Origin of the sequence: Aeromicrobium sp. Leaf272, from assembly GCF_001422865.1 — a bacterium.
Lineage (GTDB): Bacteria > Actinomycetota > Actinomycetes > Propionibacteriales > Nocardioidaceae > Aeromicrobium.
In genome coordinates this window covers 152,032-173,677 of the sequence record NZ_LMMY01000015.1, presented here as the reverse complement: position 1 = coordinate 173,677, position 21,646 = coordinate 152,032, and the positions used below count along the sequence as shown (strand labels likewise).

General features: G+C 71.9%; 21 protein-coding genes. 12 read left to right on the top strand and 9 right to left on the bottom strand.

Annotation, left to right across the window (positions count from 1 at the left end; all coding sequences use genetic code 11):
- Positions 1 to 30 precede the first annotated feature (30 nt).
- From ASF38_RS16045 to ASF38_RS16035, 3 genes are read right to left on the bottom strand one after another with little or no spacing between them, the layout of a single operon-like run.
- Positions 31 to 918: a tRNA (adenine-N1)-methyltransferase gene (locus ASF38_RS16045; RefSeq protein WP_055968217.1), complete on the bottom strand. Its 888-nt coding sequence runs from the start codon at positions 916 to 918 to the stop codon at positions 31 to 33.
- Positions 915 to 1,868 (bottom strand): site-2 protease family protein, encoded by a 954-nt coding sequence (locus ASF38_RS16040; RefSeq protein WP_055968214.1) that lies wholly within the window; start codon positions 1,866 to 1,868, stop codon positions 915 to 917. Before ASF38_RS16040 ends, ASF38_RS16045 begins: the two co-directional genes overlap by 4 nt.
- Before the next feature lie 28 nt (positions 1,869 to 1,896).
- Positions 1,897 to 2,544: an HAD family phosphatase gene (locus tag ASF38_RS16035; RefSeq protein ID WP_056577358.1), complete on the bottom strand. Its 648-nt coding sequence runs from the start codon at positions 2,542 to 2,544 to the stop codon at positions 1,897 to 1,899.
- Between the two features lie 53 nt (positions 2,545 to 2,597).
- On the opposite strand from ASF38_RS16035, the gene ASF38_RS16030 reads away from it, so the two are divergent.
- From ASF38_RS16030 to ASF38_RS16015, 4 genes are all read left to right on the top strand, one after another.
- Positions 2,598 to 3,896 (top strand): MFS transporter, encoded by a 1,299-nt coding sequence (locus ASF38_RS16030; RefSeq protein ID WP_082480827.1) that lies wholly within the window; start codon positions 2,598 to 2,600, stop codon positions 3,894 to 3,896.
- A 271-nt stretch (positions 3,897 to 4,167) separates the two neighbouring features.
- Positions 4,168 to 7,815 carry a methionine synthase gene (gene metH / locus ASF38_RS16025; protein WP_235497772.1) on the top strand — a complete coding sequence of 1,216 codons (3,648 nt, stop codon included), beginning with the start codon at positions 4,168 to 4,170 and terminating at the stop codon, positions 7,813 to 7,815.
- Positions 7,816 to 7,897: 82 nt separating this feature from the next.
- On the top strand, positions 7,898 to 8,743 hold the full coding sequence (locus ASF38_RS16020) for a PAC2 family protein (RefSeq protein WP_235492966.1): 846 nt from the start codon (positions 7,898 to 7,900) through the stop codon (positions 8,741 to 8,743).
- Positions 8,744 to 8,771: 28 nt separating this feature from the next.
- Complete coding sequence (locus tag ASF38_RS16015; protein ID WP_056577355.1) at positions 8,772 to 9,473, top strand: DUF2786 domain-containing protein; 702 nt, start codon at positions 8,772 to 8,774, stop codon at positions 9,471 to 9,473.
- Here ASF38_RS16015 and ASF38_RS16010 read toward each other — a convergent pair.
- Entirely contained in the window at positions 9,463 to 9,936 is a 474-nt protein-coding gene (locus ASF38_RS16010) for a hypothetical protein (protein ID WP_156366959.1), read from the bottom strand. The genes ASF38_RS16015 and ASF38_RS16010 overlap by 11 nt on opposite strands.
- Positions 9,937 to 9,979: 43 nt before the next feature.
- Positions 9,980 to 11,197 (bottom strand): cysteine--1-D-myo-inosityl 2-amino-2-deoxy-alpha-D-glucopyranoside ligase, encoded by a 1,218-nt coding sequence (gene mshC / locus ASF38_RS16005; RefSeq protein WP_056577350.1) that lies wholly within the window; start codon positions 11,195 to 11,197, stop codon positions 9,980 to 9,982.
- A gap of 126 nt (positions 11,198 to 11,323) precedes the next feature.
- On the opposite strand from mshC, the gene ASF38_RS16000 reads away from it, so the two are divergent.
- The 3 genes from ASF38_RS16000 (at position 11,324) to corA (ending at position 13,466) form a co-directional block, all read left to right on the top strand.
- Positions 11,324 to 11,593 (top strand): hypothetical protein, encoded by a 270-nt coding sequence (locus ASF38_RS16000; protein ID WP_055968192.1) that lies wholly within the window; start codon positions 11,324 to 11,326, stop codon positions 11,591 to 11,593.
- Between the two features lies 1 nt (position 11,594).
- Positions 11,595 to 12,428 carry an FHA domain-containing protein gene (locus ASF38_RS15995; protein WP_055968189.1) on the top strand — a complete coding sequence of 278 codons (834 nt, stop codon included), beginning with the start codon at positions 11,595 to 11,597 and terminating at the stop codon, positions 12,426 to 12,428.
- Positions 12,429 to 12,506: 78 nt separating this feature from the next.
- Positions 12,507 to 13,466, top strand: a complete 960-nt coding sequence (gene corA / locus ASF38_RS15990) for a magnesium/cobalt transporter CorA (protein WP_055968186.1) — start codon at positions 12,507 to 12,509, stop codon at positions 13,464 to 13,466.
- A 3-nt stretch (positions 13,467 to 13,469) separates the two neighbouring features.
- On the opposite strand, the gene ASF38_RS15985 is transcribed toward corA, so the two are convergent.
- The gene (locus tag ASF38_RS15985; RefSeq protein ID WP_235497767.1) at positions 13,470 to 14,162 is read right to left on the bottom strand and encodes an SDR family oxidoreductase; all 693 of its coding nucleotides are present in this window, start codon (positions 14,160 to 14,162) and stop codon (positions 13,470 to 13,472) included.
- A gap of 10 nt (positions 14,163 to 14,172) precedes the next feature.
- Positions 14,173 to 15,012, bottom strand: coding sequence for an undecaprenyl-diphosphate phosphatase (locus ASF38_RS15980; protein ID WP_056577345.1), 840 nt, complete (start codon positions 15,010 to 15,012; stop codon positions 14,173 to 14,175).
- Between the two features lie 48 nt (positions 15,013 to 15,060).
- On the opposite strand from ASF38_RS15980, the gene ASF38_RS15975 reads away from it, so the two are divergent.
- Positions 15,061 to 16,020: an aldo/keto reductase gene (locus ASF38_RS15975; protein ID WP_056554606.1), complete on the top strand. Its 960-nt coding sequence runs from the start codon at positions 15,061 to 15,063 to the stop codon at positions 16,018 to 16,020.
- 1 nt (position 16,021) lies between these two features.
- Positions 16,022 to 16,225 (top strand): DUF5703 family protein, encoded by a 204-nt coding sequence (locus ASF38_RS15970; protein ID WP_369797013.1) that lies wholly within the window; start codon positions 16,022 to 16,024, stop codon positions 16,223 to 16,225.
- A 57-nt stretch (positions 16,226 to 16,282) separates the two neighbouring features.
- Here the strand turns inward: ASF38_RS15970 and ASF38_RS15965 are convergent, their stop codons facing one another.
- Together ASF38_RS15965 and ASF38_RS15960 are read right to left on the bottom strand one after the other, a co-directional pair.
- Positions 16,283 to 17,593: a M20/M25/M40 family metallo-hydrolase gene (locus tag ASF38_RS15965; RefSeq protein WP_056577342.1), complete on the bottom strand. Its 1,311-nt coding sequence runs from the start codon at positions 17,591 to 17,593 to the stop codon at positions 16,283 to 16,285.
- A gap of 9 nt (positions 17,594 to 17,602) precedes the next feature.
- The gene (locus ASF38_RS15960) at positions 17,603 to 18,001 is read right to left on the bottom strand and encodes an SRPBCC family protein (RefSeq protein ID WP_156364791.1); all 399 of its coding nucleotides are present in this window, start codon (positions 17,999 to 18,001) and stop codon (positions 17,603 to 17,605) included.
- 36 nt (positions 18,002 to 18,037) lie between these two features.
- Between ASF38_RS15960 and ASF38_RS15955 the strand changes: the two genes are divergently transcribed.
- The 3 genes from ASF38_RS15955 to ASF38_RS15945 all read left to right on the top strand — a co-directional run.
- Positions 18,038 to 18,913 (top strand): MoxR family ATPase, encoded by an 876-nt coding sequence (locus ASF38_RS15955; RefSeq protein ID WP_056554602.1) that lies wholly within the window; start codon positions 18,038 to 18,040, stop codon positions 18,911 to 18,913.
- Positions 18,914 to 18,930: 17 nt separating this feature from the next.
- Positions 18,931 to 20,394 carry a VWA domain-containing protein gene (locus tag ASF38_RS15950; RefSeq protein WP_082480826.1) on the top strand — a complete coding sequence of 488 codons (1,464 nt, stop codon included), beginning with the start codon at positions 18,931 to 18,933 and terminating at the stop codon, positions 20,392 to 20,394.
- Between the two features lie 175 nt (positions 20,395 to 20,569).
- The coding region (locus tag ASF38_RS15945; protein ID WP_156366962.1) for a carbohydrate binding domain-containing protein at positions 20,570 to 21,646 on the top strand (1,077 nt) is incomplete at its 3' end.

Sequence of the window (21,646 nt, the reverse complement as noted above, 5' to 3'; positions counted from 1 at the left end):
GTTTCGCCGTGCCTGCGGTGCCCGAGGTGATCAGTCGGACATGCCCGCCGGTCGGGGCCCGTCGTAGTCGGGTCCGTAGGCCCCCGGGGCGGGGCGACGGGTCTTCTCCAGCGCCGGGTGTCCGGGTGCCATGCGCCGCGCGGTGACCAGGAAGGCGGTGTGCCCGACCATGCGGTGGTCGGGGCGCACGGCGAGTCCCTCGAGGTGCCAGCCGCGCTGCATCGTCTCCCACGCCGTCGGCTCCGTGAAGCCACCGTCGGCACGCAGGGTCTCCACGAAGCGCGACAGCTGCGTGGTGGTGGCCACGTAGGCGCACACGAGACCACCGGGGACCAGGCGCTCGGCCGCGAGCGGGACGCACGACCACGGGTCCACCATGTCGAGCACGAGCCGGTCGATCTCCGGCTCGGCCATGACCTCGCGCACGTCACCGACGGTGAGCGTCCACTGCGGAAGGTCCGGCCCGACGATCTGCTCGACGTTCTGGCGGGCCGTCTCGGCGAACTCCTCACGGATCTCGTACGAGCCCAGGTGCCCGTCGGGTCCGATCGCCCTCAGGAGGTAGGCGGTCAGGCTGCCGGAGCCGGCTCCGGCCTCCACGACCCGCGCGCCCGGGAAGATGTCGGCCATCGTGACGATGTGGGCGGCGTCCTTGGGGTAGATGATCGCGGCGCCGCGGGGCATCGAGACCACGTACTCCGACAGCAGCGGACGGAACACCTGGTACTGCCCGTCGAGCGTGGACGTGACGACGATGCCCTCGGGCTCGCCGATGATGTCGTCGTGGCGGAGCTGGCCCTTCTTGGTCGAGAACTCACGCCCGACCTCGAGCCGGATGTTGTGCTTGCGCCCCTTCGCGTCGGAGAGTCGTACCCACTCCCCCTCGACGAACGGTCCACTGCGCATCCAGGTGGTCATGATTCCCTTCGGTAGGCCGTGTCGACGTCCGCCGCCAGCAGGATCCCCACCGGGCGGTCGTCGTCGTCGACGAGCAGGTACACGTCGGCGGGGTGGGCGGTCATCGCCCGCAGCAGCGTGGTGCCCCGGGCCCGCACGCTGAGGCGCGGCCACTCCGGCGACACGTCGTCGCCCAAGGGGCGGCCGAGCTCGTCGGCGCGCAGCGCGTTCATGCGTGCCCCGCGGTCGGCACCGCGCAGCGCGGCCGTGGCTCCCGTCCAGAGGAAGAAGGCGACGAAGCCGACGAGCAGCACGTCGATCCACCAGCGGGCGCCCCAGGCGGCGCCCTGGACGGCCCGCACGACCACGAGGACGCCCAGGGCGAGGGCCGCCAGACGTCCGATCCACGCGGTCACCACGACACCCCGACGTTCGGACCCGGTGAGCTGCCAGATGATCGCGCGCAGGACCCGGCCACCGTCGAGCGGGAGACCCGGGAGCATGTTGAAGGCGGCGACCAGCAGGTTGACCCAGCCGATCGACCACCACAGGTCACGGGCGACGCCGGTGGAGCCGTCCGCGATCCCGTGGGCGAGCAGACCGATCGCGAGCGAGGCGAGGGGACCGACGACCGACGTGACCAGCTCCTGCCACGGCGTGCGGCTCTCGCCCTCGATGGCGGTCTCGCCGCCGAGGAGGTGCAGCGTGACCGTCGGGACCCGCATGCCGAACGACCGGGCGACGGCGAGGTGCGCGAGCTCGTGCACGAGGACCGAGACGTAGAGCGCCAGGACGAACGACGCGGCGACCACGTAGGCGTTCGTGCTGGCCTCGACGGCGAAGCGGGGCGCGAACAGCACGACGAGCACCACGCCCATGAGCAGCAGCGAGGGCCGGGCGAGCAGGTCAGCACCCGCCAGCCGGCCGAACCGGACGGTGCCTGCAGGACGCGGGCTGGACGGGACGCTCACGACGCCAACCTAGCGGGCGGTCCAGGCGTCACGCGGTGGCCCAGAGCTCCCTCAGCATCGAGACGTCGAGGCCGGCCAGGCTGGGCCGCACCAGGCGGCGCGGACCGTCCGGCACCGTGACCATGTGCGGCACGACGAGGACGACGCAGCCGGCGGCGTCCGCCGAGGCGGCTCCGGTCGCGGAGTCCTCGACGGCCAGGCAGTCGGCCGGGTCCACCCCCAGCATCCGGGCGGCCGCCAGGTAGGGCTCGGGGTGCGGCTTGCCGCGGCTGACCTCGTCGCCGGTGACGACGGCGTCGAAGGGCAGCGCCTCGACGACCGGTGCGGCGATCGAGCGGTACGACATCGTCACGAGGGCCTGGGGAACACCGGCCTCGGCGAGGGCCCGCACCAGCTCGGGAGCGCCCGGACGCCAGGGCTGGTCTCGCCGCATCGCCTCGCCGAGCTCGTTCACGAGGTGGTCGACGATCTGCTCGGGGTGGAGCCCGGAGCCGATGCGGGCCTCGATCCGGTGCGCGGCCTCGAGCAGGTCGCTTCCCACGAGGGCGAGGCCGTCCTCCTCGGTCCAGATGGCCCCGTGCCGGGCCGCCAGGGCGGTCTCGGCGGCCATCCAGAGCGGCTCGGTGTCGACGATGGTGCCGTCGAGGTCCCACAGGACGGCGGCGGGGAAGGTCACCGCACGAGCCTAGAAGACGCTCCGTCGGACTCCACGCCTAGGTTGGACCCGTCATGACCGAGCTCACGCCCCGCCCGCCCGCCCACGGGGCCGACGCCGTGCGCACCTGGGCCCGCGGACCGCTGCGCCCGTTCCGCCATCCGCAGTACCGACCGCTGATCGGTGCGGCGGCCTTCGAGCTGCTCGGCGAGGGCGTCTGGGTCATCGCGGTCGTGTGGCAGGTCATCGCGCTCGGGGGCGGCCCCGGTGCCCTGTCGCTCGCCATCACGGGCTACTCCCTCGGCATGGTGGCCACCGTGCTGGTCGGCGGCGTCGTCGCCGACCGCGTGCCGCAGCGTCGCATCCTCATGGCCACCGCCACGACCCGCATGGTCGTGCTCCTGGGCGTCGCGGCCCTGGCGCTCGGGGGCGGGCTCGAGATCTGGCACCTCACGGTCGGGGGCACCGTGCTGGGCATGGCTGTCGGCTTCTACTTCCCGGCCTACAGCGCCCTGCTCCCCTCGATCGTCGAGTCCGACGACCTGCTCGCCGCCAACGGCGTGGAGGGGTTCCTGCGGCCCACGCTCCAGCACGCGGGCGGCCCCGCGCTCGGCAGCGTCGTGGTCGCGTTCGCCTCGCCGGCGTGGGCCCTGCTGCTCGTGGCCGTCTGCCAGCTCGGCTGCCTGCTCACCCTGCTGCTGCTCCGCCCGGTCCCGCTGCGCCGCGACCCGGCCAGCCTCGGTGGCCATCCCGTGCGGGGTGCTCTCGCCGACCTGCGGATCGGGCTGCGCTACATGGTCACCACGCCGTGGTTCCTGGCCACGCTGCTGTTCGCGTGCCTCATGCTCCTGCTGGTCATCGGACCGATGGACGTCCTCATCCCGTTCGTGGTCAAGGAGGGCGGAGGCGACGCCACGGGGCACGCGTGGATCCTCGCGGCCTACGGCGCCGGCAGCGCGCTCGCGTCGCTCGGCATGAGCATGCTGCGCATGCCGCGTCGCTACCTCACGGTCATGAACCTCATGTGGGGCGTCGGGTGCCTGCCGCTCGTGGTCGTCGGCTTCACGTCGTCGGTGCCGCTCATCGCCGTCGCCCTGTTCGTCGTCGGGGTGCTCATCTCCGCGCCGATGGTGATCTGGGGCACGTTGCTGCAGCGTCGCGTGCCGCCCGAGCTGCTCGGCCGGGCCTCCAGCCTCGACTTCTTCGTCTCGCTGCTGCTGGTGCCCGCATCGGTCGCGATCGCCGGTCCCACGGCGGAGGCGGTGGGTCTGCGCGAGGTGTTCCTGGTCGCCGCCGCCGTGCCGCTCGTCGTGGCCGCGGTCGCGATCGTGTGGGCCCGGATGCCCGCCGACGAGATCGCCCACCCGCTCTGACCGTGACCTCCCACGGACCCTTGCGTTCTCGTGGGAGGATGGGAGCGAATCTCCGCGAAGGTCCACGCGAGCCCGCCGCCGGCTGGGGATTCCCACATCAACCCCGACGAGCCCGAGTCCGTGCCGCGGCGCGGGCGTCTCGCAGTGTCGATCGTGGAGGACAGAGCCGACCGTGGAGCAGCGTGTGACCCGACCCCAGGCGTGGCGCCCCGACGCCACCGCGGACCTGACCGCTCGACTGAGCGAGCGCATCCTGGTGCTCGACGGCGCCATGGGCACCGCGATCCAGCGCGACCGTCCCGACGAGGCCGGGTACCGCGGTGAGCGCTTCAAGGACTGGCCGAGCGACGTGGTCGGCAACAACGACCTCCTGACGCTCACCCAGCCCGACATCGTCGCCGGCATCCACCGCGAGTACCTCGAGGCCGGCGCGGACATCATCGAGACCAACACGTTCAACGCCAACGCGATCTCGTTGCGTGACTACGACATGGTCGAGCTCGCCTACGAGCTCAACTACGAGGCCGCCGCGCTCGCGCGTCGCGAGGCCGACGCCGTCGCCGAGGCCACGGGTCGGCCCCGCTACGTCGCCGGCGCCCTCGGGCCGACCACGCGGACCGCGTCCATCTCGCCCGACGTCAACGACCCCGGCGCCCGCAACGTCTCCTACGCCGAGCTGGTCGACGCCTACGCCGAGGCGACCCGCGCCCTGCTCGACGGCGGCAGCGACCTCGTCTTCATCGAGACCATCTTCGACACGTTGAACGCACGTGCCGCGATCTTCGCGGTCGAGACCGTGTTCGAGGAGTACGACCGCCGGTGGCCCATCGTCATCTCCGGCACCATCACCGATGCCTCGGGACGCACGCTGTCCGGGCAGACCACGGAGGCCTTCTGGTACTCCGTCCGGCACGCGAAGCCGCTCCTGGTCGGCCTCAACTGTGCCCTCGGCGCCGAGGAGATGCGCCCCTACGTGGCCGAGCTCTCGCGCCTGGCCGACTGCTTCGTCTCCTGCTACCCGAACGCCGGGCTGCCCAACGCCTTCGGCGAGTACGACGAGACGCCGGACCAGACGGCCGCCGTCCTGCGCGAGTTCGCCGAGGCCGGTCTCTACAACCTCGTGGGTGGGTGCTGCGGCACGACGCCCGACCACATCGCGCACATCGCGGCGACGGTCGAGGGCCTGCCCCCGCGGGTGCCCACGACGGTCGATCCCGCGCTGCGGCTCTCCGGGCTCGAGCCGCTCGTCGTGACCCCGGAGTCGCTGTTCGTCAACGTCGGCGAGCGCACCAACATCACGGGGTCGGCCCGCTTCCGCAACCTGATCCGCGACGGTGACTACGACACGGCGCTGGCAGTCGCCCTCCAGCAGGTGGAGAACGGCGCGCAGGTCATCGACGTCAACATGGACGAGGGCATGATCGACGGGGTCGCGGCCATGGACCGCTTCCTCAAGCTGGTGGCCGCCGAGCCCGACATCTGTCGCGTCCCGGTCATGGTCGACTCCTCCAAGTGGGAGGTCATCGAGGCCGGGCTGCGGGTCCTGCAGGGCAAGTCGATCGTGAACTCGATCTCGCTCAAGGAGGGCGAGGAACCTTTCCGCGAGCACGCGCGGCTGTGCCGCAAGTACGGCGCGGCCGTGGTCGTGATGGCCTTCGACGAGGACGGTCAGGCCGACAACCTCGAGCGCCGCAAGCAGATCTGCGAGCGGGCGTACCGGATCCTCGTCGACGAGGTCGGCTTCCCGGCCGAGGACATCATCTTCGACCCGAACGTCTTCGCGGTCGCCACGGGCATCGAGGAGCACGCCGAGTACGGGATCGACTTCATCGAGGGCACCCGCTGGATCAAGCAGAACCTGCCCGGGGCCCTGGTCTCCGGTGGCGTGTCCAACGTGTCGTTCTCGTTCCGCGGCAACAACGCGGTGCGCGAGGCCATCCACGCCGTGTTCCTGTTCCACGCCATCCAGGCGGGCATGGACATGGGCATCGTCAACGCCGGTGCCCTGGTGGTCTACGACCAGGTGGACGAGAAGCTCCGCGAGCGGATCGAGGACGTGATCCTCAACCGACGCGACGACGCCACCGAGCGTCTGCTCGAGATCGCGCAGGACTTCGCCGGCACCGGCGAGAAGGCCGAGGCCGCCAGCGAGGAGTGGCGCTCCCTGCCCATCGGCGAGCGGATCACCCACGCCCTCGTCAAGGGCATCGACGCGCACGTCGAGGCCGACACCGAGGAGCTGCGCGCCCTCATCGAGGAGCGCGGCGGCAAGCCCATCGAGGTCATCGAGGGGCCGCTGATGTCCGGCATGAACGTCGTCGGCGACCTGTTCGGGGCCGGCAAGATGTTCCTGCCCCAGGTGGTCAAGTCGGCCCGGGTCATGAAGAAGGCCGTCGCCTACCTGATCCCCTACATCGAGGCGACCAAGGACGCCGCGGACCAGGGTCGCAGCAACGGCACCGTCATCATGGCCACGGTCAAGGGCGACGTCCACGACATCGGCAAGAACATCGTCGGCGTGGTCCTGCAGTGCAACAACTACGACGTGATCGACCTCGGGGTCATGGTGCCCGTCCAGAAGATCCTCGACGCCGCGCGCGAGCACGACGCCGACGCGATCGGCCTGTCCGGCCTCATCACGCCGTCCCTCGACGAGATGGTCACCGTGGCCGGCGAGATGGAGCGGCAGGGCTTCGACGTGCCGTTGCTGATCGGGGGTGCCACGACCTCGCGTGCGCACACCGCCGTCAAGGTCGACGAGCGGTACCACGGCCCGGTCGTGTGGGTGAAGGATGCGTCCCGCTCGGTGCCGGTCGTCGCGTCGCTGCTCTCCGACGAGCAGCGCCCGCCGTTCCTCGAGGCGCTCAAGGACGACTACGACGGCCTGCGCGAGCGCCACGCCGCCCGTCAGGACACCCGCAAGCTCCTGTCGATCGCCGACGCCCGCGCCGCCCGCACGGTCGTCGACTGGTCGGAGTACTCCCCCGCCGAGCCGCAGTGGGAGGTGGGCGTCCCGCACGTGCTCGACGACTACCCGCTCGCGGAGCTGCGCGAGTACATCGACTGGCAGCCGTTCTTCAACGCCTGGGAGATGAAGGGACGCTTCCCCGACATCCTGCACAACCCGGCCACGGGCGAGGTGGCCTCCAAGCTGTACGCGGACGCCCAGGAGATGCTCGACCGGATCATCGAGGAGCGCTGGATCACCGCCCGCGGAGTCGTCGGGATCTTCCCGGCGAACGGGTCGGGCGACGACACCGTCGTGTACGCCGACGAGCAGCGTGAGGAGGTCGCCGCGACCCTGCACCACCTGCGCCAGCAGACCGAGCACCGCGCCGGCGTCTCGCACAAGAGCCTGGCCGACTTCGTGGCACCGGTGGAGACCGGTCTCCCCGACCACGTCGGCGCCTTCGCGGTGACGGCCGGCCACGGGATCGGCGACAAGATCACCGAGTTCAAGGAGGCGCTCGACGACTACAGCGCCATCCTGCTCGAGGCGCTCGCCGACCGGCTCGCGGAGGCCTTCGCCGAGCGCCTGCACGAGCGGGTGCGTCGCGAGATCTGGGGCTACCAGCCGCAGGAGTCGCTCGACAGCGACGCCCTCATCGCCGAGAAGTACGTCGGCATCCGCCCGGCGCCCGGCTACCCGGCCTGCCCCGAGCACACCGAGAAGAGCACCCTGTGGGACCTGCTCGAGGTCGAGAAGCACACCGGCATCGAGCTCACCGAGAGCATGGCCATGTGGCCGGGCGCCTCGGTGAGCGGCTGGTACTTCGCGCACCCGCAGTCGCAGTACTTCGTGGTCGGGCGACTGGGGCGCGACCAGGTGGCCGACTACGCCGAGCGCAAGGGCTGGACCGTCGAGGAGGCCGAGCGCTGGCTCTCACCGAACCTCGGCTACCGCCCCGACAGCGAGTAGGGCACGTGGCGGCCCGGCACCCCCGCCGGTGCTGTTCGCCGCCCCGGGCCCGGCACCCCCGCCGGGCCCGTAGGGTGGTGACGTGCAGTCGATCCCCCCTCTGAACGATCCCTGGATGGTGGCGGCGTTCGAGGGTTGGAACGACGCCGGTGACGCCGCGTCGTCCGTCGTCGACCACCTCGTCGACGAGTGGGACGCGCAGGTCCTGGCCGAGCTCGACCCGGAGGACTACTACGACTTCCAGGTCTCGCGCCCGATCGTCCACCCCGACGAGGACGGCGCCCGGGTGCTGCACTGGCCCACGCCGACGCTGTTCCATGCCCGCCCCCGGTCGTCCGATCGTGACGTCCTGCTCTTCAAGGCGCCCGAGCCGAACTTCCGCTGGAAGGGCTTCTGCTCGACCGTGCTCGGCCTGGCGAGGCTGGCCGGCGTCACCGAGGTGGTCACGCTCGGTGCCCTGCTGGCCGACACCCCGCACACGCGGCCGGTGCCGGTGAGCGGCTCCACCATCGACCCGGTCCTCGCCGAGCGTCTCTCGCTCCGCCCGTCCAGCTACGTCGGACCGGTCGGCATCAACGCGGTCCTGGGCGACGTGGCCTCGGCCGAGGGCCTCCCCGCCATCTCCTTGTGGGCGGCCGTGCCGCACTACGTGGCCGACCCTCCCTGCCCCAAGGCCACCCTGGCCCTGCTCGGCGCCCTGGAGGACGCGGTGGGTGTCGCGCTCCCCCAGGGGTCGCTGGAGGAGATGGCGCAGGCGTGGCAGCACGGCGCCGACGACCTCATGGGCCAGGATCCCGAGATCGCCGAGTACGTCGCGGAGCTGGAGAGCGAGCACACCACCGACGAGCTGCCCGAGGCCAGCGGCGACGCGATCGCGCGCGAGTTCGAGCGGTACCTGCGTCGGCGCAACGTCGACGGCGGGCCATGAGCGGGCCTCGCCTGAGGGTCGTCGAGGCGTGAGCGAGGACGCCAAGCTCCGCAAGATCCGTCAGCTGCTGGTGCTGGCCGAGGACCCCGGGGCGACGCCGGCCGAGGCGCAGACGTGCCGCGACAAGGCCGAGCGGCTCATGGCGCAGTACGGCATCGACGCCGCGCTGCTGGCCAAGGACGGGCATCGCGCCGTCGGGATCGTCGACGCCTTCGTCCGTCTCGACGCGCCGTACGTGCGCGACAAGGCCACCCTCGCCGTGCACGTGGCCCACGCGATGCGCTGCCAGTCGGTGCTGGTGGGTGCCGAGCCCTGCATCTCGGTGCACGTGTTCGGGCTCGAGGCCGACGTCCGGTGCACCGAGATCCTGGTCACCAGCCTGCTGCTCCAGGCCGCCCACGAGCTCGCACGGGTCGAGATCCCGCGCGGCGAGCACGTCGCCGCGTTCAAGCGGTCCTGGTGGCAGGGGTTCTCCCAGGCGGTCTACGTGCGGCTGCGGACCGTCGAGGACGACGCACGAGCGCAGGCACAGGCCGGGCGCGACGACGGCGAGCCGTCGGTCGAGATGGTGCTCGCCGACCGCAGCCACGAGGTCGAGCAGGTCATGCACGACCGTTACGGATCGTTGCGCCGGGCACCCCGACGTCGCCTGAGCGGCACCGGCATCGACCACGGCTACGCCAGCGGTGAGCGGGCCGACCTGGGCCGCGGCACGTCGCTCACCCCCTGACGACGGCCGACTCGATGCGGAGGAACGCGCCGGTGCTCGTGGCGGACCACCAGCCGGGACGTGCCCGCCCCGGCGCACGAGGGTGCTCGGGACGTATCGACCCGATGTCGAGCAGTGCGGTCGGCACGACCGAGCACGGGCTGGTCTCTCCGCCCGCGTCCAGCGCAGCGACCACCCAGGTTCCGGTGCGCAGGGCCGGTCCACCGCCGGCGTGCCGATGGCGGAGCTCGACCTCGGCGGCGACGTCCCTGCCCACCCAGATCTCCTTGACCTCGACGGAGAGGAGCGCGGGATCGCCCGACCCACCTGGCCGGAGATGGCTGACGACCGCGAGGACGAGCGAGGTCGGTCGCTGCTCGGCGAGCCCGATGCAGGAGAGGGCACCCGCAGGCGCAGGTCCGCCCAGCGGTGCGAGCAGCCCCAGCGTCGAGCCGAGGACGACCACACGTCGAGAGGGGCTCACACCCCCTTCTGTCCCGAGCCGGCGGTTCGTCTCGTCGTGAGTGCTAGAGCGCCACGCCGAGCAGGGCGTCGACCGCGGCCCGGACCTCTTGCGACGCCTCGGCGTCGGTGCCGTCGAGTGCGGTCCACGCGTCGACGGCCTCGAGGGCACGGGGCGCGTCGAGGTCGTCCGACAGCGCTGCTGCCAGGTCGGCGACGAGCGCGCCGGCCGGAGCCCCGGTCGGACGCTCGACGGCCGTGCGCCAGCGGCGCAGCCGCTCCTCGGCCTGCGTGAGGTCGGTGTCGAACCACTCCCAGTCGCTGCGGTAGTGGTGGGCCAGCAGGGCGAGCCGGACGGCCATGGGGTCGGTGCCGGCTTCGCGCAGGGCCGAGACGAGCACCAGGTTGCCCTTGCTCTTGGACATCTTCTCGCCGTCGAGGCCGACCATGCCGGCGTGCACGAACGCGCGGGCGAACTCCTCGCCCGTGGCCACGCGAGCCTCCGAGGCCGACATCTCGTGGTGCGGGAAGGCGAGGTCGGAGCCACCGCCCTGCACGTCGAAGTCCGTCCCGAGGTGCTGCAGGGCGATGGCGGCGCACTCGATGTGCCAGCCCGGACGCCCCGGCCCGAGGGGGGACTCCCACGACGGCTCCCCCGGGCGGGGGGCCTGCCACACGAGGCAGTCGAGGGGGTCACGCTTGCCGACGCGGTCGGGGTCTCCCCCGCGCTCGCCGAAGACGGCCCGCATGGACTCCTCGTCGAGGTTCGAGACCGATCCGAAGGCGGCGTCGGCGTGCACGTCGAAGTAGAGGTCGTCGTCGACCCGGTAGACGGACTCGCCGAGGCGGGCGACCAGGTCGGTGACGAGGTCGATGGACTCGACCGCGCCCACGTAGTGCTGCGGGGCCCGCATGCGCAGGGCGGTCATGTCGGTGCGGAACAGCTCGGTCTCCCGCTCGGCCAGCGCCTGCCAGTCCTCGCCGGTTGCCTCGGCCCGCTCGAGCAGCGGGTCGTCGACGTCCGTGACGTTCTGCGTGTAGACGACGTCGAGCCCACGGGCCAGCCACTGGCGCTGCAGCAGGTCGAACGTCAGGTAGGTGGCGGCGTGCCCGAGGTGGGTGGCGTCGTACGGCGTGATGCCGCAGACGTACAGCCGGGCCGTGGCCTCGGGAGCGGAGTCCACGAGCGAGCCCGACCGGGTGTCGTGAAGACGCAGGGTGGGCATCTGGTCCCGGGCCGCTGGATCGATCGTGGGGATCTCGGGACCGGTCCAGGCACGCATGGGTCGAGCGTATCCGTCGGGGCACGACGCTCGCCCGTCGCGTCCTCGAGCGGGACGTCCCCGTTCGAGTTGCCGTCGAGTGTGAGCCTCGTCACCCTGGAGGAACCCGCTTCGAAGGAGCCCCCGATGACCAGCACACCGTCCTCGCCCCGCGACCTCAGTGGCCAGACGTCCGGCCCCCAGCCCGTCACCGACTGGACCGACCTCGGGCGGGAGATGTGGGAGTACCTGACCGGGCGCGGCGCCGCCGTGAGCTACGAGCTCAAGGACCTCGAGGTCGAGGTGCCGCGCGACACCGGCCCGGACGCCCCGCGCGCCCTCTGGAAGTTCAACGGCACCGTCAGGGTGACCACGAGCGACGACGAGATGCCCGGCGCGGACCCGGCGCGGGGCTGACGTGAGCGGCCTGCGCGCTCTCGTCGACGTCGAGGTCGCCACGCCCGGGGGCACGCCGGTGACGGCCCAGGTCACGGCCGTGGGCCGACGCGTCTCGTTCCGCACCGCCGACCTGGGTGCCTTCGCCGCCGGGCGGACCGGAGGTGACTTCCGGACGGTCGCACGTCGCCTGGCCGAGTCCGACGTCGTCCTGGAGATCGCCGACGAGGTCGGCCCGATCCTGCGTCTCGGCGCCGTCCGCGAGCGCTTCTGGCACAGGCTGGCCACCGGCACCTCCCACGTGCAGATCGTGCGCTGGCGCGCCGCGGCCCGGCTCAAGGCACGCGCGGTCACCGGCGCCGGCGACGCTCTCGCGCTCCCGCCCCCGATCGCGTGGCCCGACCTGCCGACGGCGCCGTGGGCGCGGCGACGCGTCACGACCACCCACGACCCGTACGGCGGCGGACACCCTCGTCTGTACCTGTCCGACACCCGCGTCCCGGCCACGGGCCGCGAGGTGCGAGTCCACCACCTGGCCCTGGGCGAGACGACGGTCGGGTCGACCGCGGACGCCGACCTGTGCCTGGACGGTGTCAGCGACCTGCAGGCCGTCATCACGCGCACCGACACCGACGAGTACGTGATCGGTGCCCGCGGACGCCAGACTCCGACCTTCGTCAACGGTCGCGAGCTCCCCGTGCAGACGCTGCGGACGGGGTGTCGCATCGAGATGGGCCCGTGGCGCCTGACCTACGTGCGCGACGAGTTCGCCGACCACGGTCGCCCCTTCGGCGGACGCATCGGCGGGGAGCTCGGTCACCAGCGTCCGCAGGACCCGCCTCGTTACCAGCGCTGAACCCTCCCCGAGGTGATCCGCGGCGGGCCGTGCGGCACGTCGCGAAGCGGATCGGCCTCGTGGGGCCAGAATGAGCACGTGATCGTCGACTGCGCCACCTACCGCGACGGTGCCCGTCAGGACACCTCCCACGACGCGGACGCCCTGCGCGAGACCCTCGCGACCCTCGGTGCGGGCGAGTTCATCTGGATCGGCATGGCCAATCCCCGTGCCGACGAGCTGAGCCGGGTCGCCAGCGCCCTCGACCTGCACCCGCTCGCCGTGGAGGATGCCCTCGAGGCGCACCAGCGCCCGAAGGTCGAGCGGTACTCCGACCACCTGTTCGCGTCGCTGCGCAGCGTCACCTACAGCGACGACGACATCCGTACGCACGAGGTGAACCTGTTCCTCGGCGGGCACTTCCTGCTGACCGTCCGCCACGGTGGCGAGTCGCTGCGCGAGGCGCGCAAGCGTGCCGAGGCCGTCAGCGACGCGATGTCCCACGGGCCGACAGCAGCCTTCCACGCCGTCATCGACACCATCGTCGACCACTACGAGGACGTCGCCCGCGAGCTCGAGCAGGACGTGGAGGAGGTCGAGAGCTCGGTCTTCTCCACCGAGCGGACGAGCGACTCGACGCGCATCTACCGGCTCAAGCGCGAGACGCTCGAGTTCCGTCGCGCGGTGCTGCCGCTGCGCGAGCCGGTGCAGCGGTTCGCGAGCGTGGCCGTCCCGGAGGATGCCCGCCCCTACTTCCGCGACATCGCCGACCACCTCGCGAGGGCGGCCGAGGCGATCGACGCGATCGACCACCTGCTCGACAACGCGCTCAACGCCCACCTGGCGCAGCTCTCGGTCCAGCAGAACGAGGACATGCGCAAGCTCACCGCGGGCGCCACGATCTTCGCCGTCCCCACCGCGATCGCCGGGATCTACGGCATGAACTTCGAGCACATGCCCGAGCTCACGTGGACCTACGGCTACCCGCTCTGCCTCGCCCTCATCGGCGGCCTCTGCCTCTACATCTACCGCCGGTTCAAGAAGTCGGGCTGGCTGTAGCGCTCAGGGACCCTTCGGGTCGAGCGTGGGACGGATCGAGACGGTCTCGAACTGGGCCTCGGGCGGTGCGTCGACGGCGGTGCGGACCGCGGCCGCGATCGTCTCGGGAGCGATCATCCGCTCGGGGCGACCGCCCTCACGACGTTCGAGGACGGCACGACCCATCTGCGTGTCGACGATGCCGGGGTGGATCGACACCACCCGCACGCCGTTCTCCCGCTCCTCCTCGCGCAGGCAGTCGCCGAACGTGCGCAGCGCGAACTTCGAGGCCGAGTACACGCTGTTCCCGGGGGTGGAGAACAGGCCGGCACCGGAGTTGACCAGCACGACCGTGCCGCTCGCGCCACGGAGTGCTGGGAGGGCGCGAGCCGTGAGGTGCGCCACGCCGAAGACGTTGGTCTCGAACACGTGGCGCCAGTCGCCGCGCGAGACCTCCTCGACCGTGCCGTGCTCCGAGATGCCGGCCGCGTGCACGAGGACGTCCAGACGGTCCGGCAGGACGGCGGAGTCCACCGCGTGCTCGTCCGCGACGTCGAGGACGAGGACGGCGGCACCGGCGAGGCGGTCCGCGACCGCGTGCAGGCCGTCGGCGCCGCGGCCGACAAGCACGACGTCGTGCGTGCGGGCGAGGTCCTCGGCGACGGCGAGACCGATGCCGCGGGAGGCGCCGGTGACGAGGGCGGTGGGGCGGCTCACGTCGACCACCTCAGGCCGACGTCGAGACGCCGGCACCGATGACGCCGAAGGCCAGCAGGGCGAGCACGAGGGTGCCGAGCGCGATCCGGTAGACGACGAACGGGGCGTAGGAGTGCTTGCTCACGTACTGCAGCAGCCAGTGGATGACGGCCAGCCCCACCACGAACGAGACGACCGTGCCCACGAGTGTCGGGCCCCACCCGTAGGCGTTCTCGCCGCCGGGCACGTCCTTCAGCTTGTAGACGCCGGCGCCCACGACGGCCGGGATGGCCAGCAGGAAGGCGTAGCGCGTGGCCGCGGCCCGCTCGTAGCCGAGGACCAGGCCCATGCTGATGGTCGCGCCCGAGCGGGAGACCCCGGGGACCACCGCGGCGGCCTGCGCCAGGCCGAGGGCGATGGCGTGGGTCAGGGTCAGGGACTCGATGGGCCGGGTGCGTCGTCCGACCCGTTCGGCGATGCCGAGCACGATGCCGAGGGCGACGAGCATGGTCGCGATGACCCAGAGGTTGCGGAAGTCGCGGTCGATGAGGTCCTCGAGGGCGAGACCGACGAGCACGATCGGCAGGGACCCGATGATGACGAACCAGCCCATGCGCCACTCCGGCAGCGCCCGGGCGTCGGCCGAGACGAGACCCTTGAGCCAGCCCGTGCCGATCGTCCAGATGTCGCGCCAGAAGTAGAGGACCACCGCCAGCTCGGTGCCGATCTGCACGACCGCGGTGTAGGCGGCCCCGGGATCCTCCCACCCGAGGAACCGCGGGATGATCGCCAGGTGGGCACTGCTCGAGATGGGCAGGAACTCCGTCAGCCCCTGGACGAGGCCGAGCACGACAGATCGCAGGACATCCACCCTGCGAGCCTAGACGCCGGGCGCCAGGGGCCCGACTAGGGTGCTGCCATGCAGGAGCGTCACGTCGGCCACTCCGGTCTGCAGGTCTCGCGACTGGGCCTGGGGACCATGACCTTCGGGTCGCAGGTCGACGAGCTCGAGGCCGAGGACCAGCTCACCGCGTTCCTCGAGGCCGGTGGGACCTTCGTCGACACCGCTCCGGTCTACGGCGAGGGTCGGGCCGAGGCGCTCGTGGGCGACCTGCTCGCCAAGCGTGGGGTGCGCGACGACGTGGTGCTCGCCAGCAAGGCCGTCGTGGGCCTGCGCCGCGGCCAGGTCGTCTCGGACGCCTCGCACGGCCACGTGCTCGCCCAGCTCGACGCCTCCCTGCGTGCGCTGCGGACCGACCACCTCGACCTGTGGCAGCTGCACGCCTGGGACCCGCTCACGCCGTGGGAGGAGACCCTCGCGGCACTGGAGCACGCCGTCTCGAGCGGTCGCGTGCGGTACGTCGGCGTGTCGAACTTCTCCGGGTGGCAGGTCGGCGTGGCCCGGACCTCGGCCACGCGTGCGCTCGGTCCGCTGCTCGTCTCACACCAGGTCGAGTACTCGTTGCTCAACCGCACGATCGAGGACGAGGTCGTCCCCGCCGCACAGCACCTCGGGCTCGGCACGATCGCCTGGTCCCCGTTGGCCCGCGGGGTGCTGACCGGCAAGTACCGCTCCGGCGTCCCCTCGGACTCCCGCGCCGCGGTCCCGCAGTGGGAGCACTTCATGGCGCCGTACCTGTCGCCCGAGTGCGCCCCCGTCGTCGAGTCCGTCGTCAGGGCCGCCGAGGGACTCGACGTCTCCCCCGCCCACGTGGCCCTGGCCTGGGTGCGGGAACGGCCGACGGTCGCCACCACGCTGCTCGGCGCCCGGACGACGGCCCAGCTGCGGACGCTGCTCGCGTCCGAGACCCTCGACCTGCCCGCGGAGATCGTCTCGGCCCTCGACGACGTCTCCGCACCCCACGCCTGGGAGGACTGACGTGGCCCTGCGCAACGCGACGGTGGAGTACGAGTTCTGGGACTTCGCGCTGCCGCGGACGCAGTCGCGCTCGGCGGTCTGTCGGCTGCTCACCGACGCGGCCGAGTTCCAGGGCTGGGAGCTCGACCGGCTCCGCAAGGACCCCTCGGGGCGGCGCACCATCAGGCTGCGGCGCAAGATCATCCGCGTGCGCGCCACCATCTAATTGATTTATTGTTGATATTCCAAGATCAGCACATTCTTTTCGTGCTCCGGGAGCGCGTCAGACCAGGTCGAGAAAGCGATCGAAGACCCGGGAGCCGAATTCCAGCGCGTCGACCGGAACTCTTTCGTCGACGCCGTGGAACAAGGCCGTGAAGTCCAGGTCACCCGGCAGGCGAAGCGGCGTGAAGCCGTACGACGTGATGCCGATCTTGTCCCACGCCTTCGCGTCGGTGCCGCCGGACATCAGGTAGGGCGCGATGTGTGCGTCGGGGTCCTCGGCGTGCAGCGCGACCGTCATGGCGTCGACCAGGTCGCCGTGGAACGGGTACTCCAGGGCGCGGTCGAGGATGTAGGGCTCCACGCTGACCCGGTCGCCGACGATCTCCTGCACGGCGGGCATGAAGGACTCCGCGTGGCCGGGCAGGTACCGGCCGTCCACGTAGGCGACAGCCTCCCCCGGGACCACGTTGTGCTTGTAGCCGGCCTGCAGCATCGAGGCGTTGGTGGAGTTGCGCAGCCCGGCGCCCAGCATGCGGATCGCCGGACCGACGTGCGCCAGGAGCGCGTCGGGGTCGTTCGCGTCGTCTCCGGTGAGCTCGGCGATCTTCGCCAGGAGCAGCTCCATGGACGGTCCGGGAGTCGCCGGCCACGCGTGCTCCCCGATGGCCACGAGCGCGTGGGCGAGGTGGGTGATCGCGTTGTCGGGCTGGCGCATGGACCCGTGCCCGGCCGTGCCCCTGGCCGTCAGGCGCATCCAGCTGATGCCCTTCTCCCCGGACTCGATCAGGTAGAGGCGCTGGCCGCCGACCTCGATCGAGAAGCCGCCGACCTCGCCGATGGCCTCGGTGCACCCCTCGAACAGGTCGGGGCGGTGCTCCACGAGCCAGTGGGCCCCTTCCCGTCCGCCCGCCTCCTCGTCGGAGGTGAACACGAGCGTGATGGGACGGTCCGGGACGGCGCCCGCACGCTGACGTGCCCGCACCACCGACAGCAGCATGGCGTCGAAGTCCTTCATGTCGACGGCGCCGCGTCCCCACAGGTAGCCGTCCTTGACCTCTCCGGCGAAGGGATCGACCGACCAGTCGTCGGCCTGCGCGGGCACGACGTCGAGGTGCCCGTGCACGAGGAGTCCGTCGCGGCTCGACGTCTGGTCGCCCCACCGGGCCACGAGGCTGGCGCGACCGGGCGCGGCCTCGATGATCTCGGACTCGATGCCCACCTCGGCGAGCAGCGCGGCGACGTGCTCGGCGGCCTTGCGCTCCCCGGGGCCCTTCCCGTCGCCGTAGTTCGACGTGTCGAGCCGGATCAGGTCGCGGCAGATGTCGAGCACCTCGGTGTCGACGGCGTACGGCGCTTCAGGAGTCCCCATGCGTCGATCCTAGGTGCGCAGCAGATGGTCGACCACGCGGCCGAACAGCGCACGACCGGCGGCCTCCTCGACGCCGGCGGCGAACCGCGGGACGCCGAGCCAGTGCGCCTCCTCGCGCCACCGGACACGCGATCCCGACGTCGTCGGCTCGACCGACAGCTCGGCCCAGCCCTTGACCACCCGGCCACGCTTCTCGATGCGGCAGAAGGTCGGCGGCTCCCACGTCACGATGTCCATGACGTCGTCGAAGCCGACCGGTCCCACGGCCGTGCGCGCCACGAACCCCGTGTCGCTCGGCCTGATCCGTGTGAGCGGGACGACCTCGCCATGACGTTCCCAGTCGGTGAGCCGCGCGAACACGTCGGGCGGTGCCATCGGTACCTCGCGGACGACCTCGAAAGCTCCCACGGCACGATGGTAGGCACCAATGCCGGAAGGGGCACGATGGCCACCACGAACTTCAGCTCGGTCCAGGACGTCACCGAACGTCTGGCCGAGGTCGGCTACCTCGCCTCGGACGCGGTGTCCACGACCGTCTACCTCGCGTCGGTGCTCGGCAAGCCACTGCTGGTCGAGGGTCCGGCGGGCGTCGGGAAGACCGACCTGGCGCGCGCCGTGGCCGAGTCGCAGGGCGCGGAGCTGGTGCGCCTGCAGTGCTACGAGGGCGTCGACGAGGCGCGTGCCCTCTACGAGTGGAACCACGCCAAGCAGCTGCTGCGCATCACGGCCGGGCGCGACGAGTCGTGGGACGAGGCGCGCACGGACGTCTTCAGCGAGGAGTTCCTCCTCCCCCGGCCGCTGCTCACGGCGATCCGACGGACGGAGCCCACGGTCCTGCTCGTGGACGAGACCGACAAGGCCGACGTCGAGATCGAGGGTCTGCTCCTCGAGGTCCTGGGTGACTTCCAGGTCACCGTGCCGGAGCTCGGGACGATCCGTGCCACGCGACGACCGTTCGTGGTGCTCACGTCCAACGCGACCCGGGAGCTGTCCGAGGCGCTGCGCCGACGCTGCCTGTTCCTGCACGTGGACTTCCCCGACGCCGCGCTCGAGCGGCGCATCGTCGCGCTCAAGGCGCCCGGCCTCGACGACGCCGTCTCGGAGTCCCTCGTGCGGGTCGTCAACGCCCTGCGCGCGCTGCCGCTGCGCAAGGCGCCGTCGGTCTCGGAGACGATCGACTGGGCGCAGACGCTGCTGGCGCTCGGTGGCCGGCTCGACGACGAGGCGGTCGACCAGACCCTCGGCGTGGTGCTCAAGCATCGCGAGGACATCGACAAGGCGCGCGACGCGCTCGACGTGCGCGCGGTCCTCGAGGCCTGAGCGGGCCCGGGACAGCCGTGTCGAACGACGAGTCGGGAGCGACCGCCGGTCCGGCCGCCGGGGAGGACCTGGCCGCCCGCCTGGTGGCCTTCGCCGGCGCCCTGCGGTCGAAGGGGCTGCGCATCGGGACCAGCGAGGTGGTGGATGCCGGCCAGGTGGCCACGGTGCTGGGGCTGCAGGACCGGACGCTCCTGCGGGAGGGGCTCGCCGCGGCCCTGATGCGGCGCAGCGGCCAGCGCGAGGTGTTCGACATGACCTTCGACCTGTACTTCCCCGCCGGGGTGGGTGTCTCGGCCGCCGTCGAGGAGCACGAGGGTCCCGTGGACGCCCAGGACCTGCGCGACCTCCTGGCCATGGCCCTGGCCGACGGCGACCTGCGGACGCTGGAGCAGGTGGCCGAGCTGGCGGTGGACGCCCTCGGCGTCGTGGGCAGCGCCGGCACACGGACCGAGGGATGGTCGGCGTTCCAGACCCTCGACCGGCTGGCACCGCAGACGACGATCGCCGCGGCGCTCGGGCTCCGCGGGTCCGGGGGGCCGGGGAGCGGGTCCGCACGTGGGTCCGGGACCGGTCAGGGCTCGGCGGCGCCGCCCCAGGCGCCGGCCGAGGCGCCGTTCACCGACCGGCTCGAGCGCGACGAGGTGCGCCGACTGGTCGAGGCGTTCCGCCAGATGGTGGCCGCGGAGGCACGGCGACGCACGGCTGAGTCGCGGGGGCGTGACGTCGTGACCCGGCACGCGGTGCGCGCCACGAGCGACCACATCGACTTCCTGAGTGCCAACCGTCAGCAGCTGGAGGACCTGCGCTCGGCCGTCGGCCCCCTGGCTCGGCGGCTCGCCACCCGGCTGTCCGCTCGTCGCCGAGCCGCGCGCCGAGGTCGGATCGACGTCCGGCGCACCATGCGGCGCGCCATGGGCACCGGTGGCGTGCCGATCGTCCCCGTGCACGCGCGGCCCCACCCGGGTCGTCCGGAGTTGGTGCTGCTGTGCGACGTCTCCGGGTCGGTGGCCGGATTCTCCGCCTTCACGATGCTGCTGGTCCGCGCACTGAGCGACCAGTTCAGCAAGATCAGGGTGTTCGCCTTCGTGAACGCCACGGCGGAGGTCACCGACATCGTCAAGGACGGCGGAGACCTTGCCGATCGCATCGCGCAGGAGGCACGCGTGACCTCGTGGCACACCTCCAGCGACTACGGCGAGGCGTTCGCCGACTTCGCCACGACCCACCTCGAAGCCGTCGGACCACGGACGAGCGTGCTCATCCTGGGAGACGCCCGCAACAACAACCAGCCCTTGGGACTTCCGGCCCTGGCCGCCGTGGTGGACCGCGCGCGACGCACCTTCTGGCTCAACCCCGAGCACCCGTCCCGCTGGGGCCTCGGCGACTCCGTGGCGCCCGAGTACGCCGAGGTCGTGCCGATGCACGCCTGCAGCACGATCGAGCAGCTCGAGTCCTTCATCGGCCGACTTCTTCCGGCCTGAGTTCTCGACCTCGAGAAACTCGCCCGGGTTTATCCGGGTCCTTTTCCGATCAATTCTGAACTTTGTCGGGACTAAAGTCCCGAAGTGTGGTTGAGTCGGCGCAGCGTGGTGGGCGGATGGGAGACCGCAGCACCGCGTCTGGGAGAGAACAACAACACACACGAGGTGGCATGCCATGGGAGAACGCACCGTCACCGGGATGTCCGCAGCACGACGGGGATGCGTCGTGCTGATCTCGGGGATCGTCACCGTGGGGGTGCTCGGCACCCCCGCGGTGGGCGGTCAGACCAGCGAGGCGCCGACGTCGGCGACCGTCTGGACCCCCACGACGGCGGACGTCGTCCGCAACCACGACTTCCGGCAGGGCCGCGCGTACTGGTACCCCAACGCGGGGGCTCGTCTGAGCGTGGGCTCGTCGGGGTCGGCCAGGTCGCTCGCGGTCACCAACACCTCGCGCCGCACGAAGTCGATCAACGTGCGCAGCGGCGTGAGCCCCACGACCTTCGCCGCCGGCACCCGGGTCACGGTCTCGGCCCAGGTGCGCGCCAGCAGCAGCGCCGGCCGGATCGCCCTCCGCGCCCAGGAGCACGCCGCCGTCGCGTCGGCCCCTCGCTGGCGGACCAGCCCGCTCGTGAAGAGCTCGGTGCGCTACCGGACCCTGACGACCACCCTCACGATCGGGCGTGACGACAGCCGCATCACGGTGCGGGCGTTCAACCTGAAGGCCAAGGGCCGCCAGCACCTCTTCGTCCGCTCCCTGAAGGTGACCGTGGTCGAGCCGCCCGCGAAGCCGGGCGAGTGGATCCCCAACCCGGGCTGCACGTCCGGCGCCACAGGGTGGACCCCGTCGGTCAATGCCAGCGTCACCGCGCTCTCAGGCGCCGAGCCCGCGTGCCAGGTGCAGACCCGGTCGTCCGGTGACGACGTGACGGCGACGTCGCGGACCTCGACCGAGTCGGTCAGGTCGGCGGGCTCGCTGGTGCACGTGGCGAGCCAGGTCGACGTCGCCGGGTCCGTGAGACCGGTGCGGATGACGCTGCAGGAGGTCGCCCCGGACGGCTCGATCCTCCAGTCGTTCGCCGGTGTCCGCGACTCCGCCGGTGCGTGGGTGTGGCTCGGCGCGCAGCTGCGCACCGAGCGCGCCGGCAGCCGCATCCGCGTCGTGTACCGGGGCGACGGCCTCGCGGCCGGCGAGGCCCTGCGCTTCCGGCGCGCCACGGTGACGGTCACCGATCCGGCAACGACGCCCACG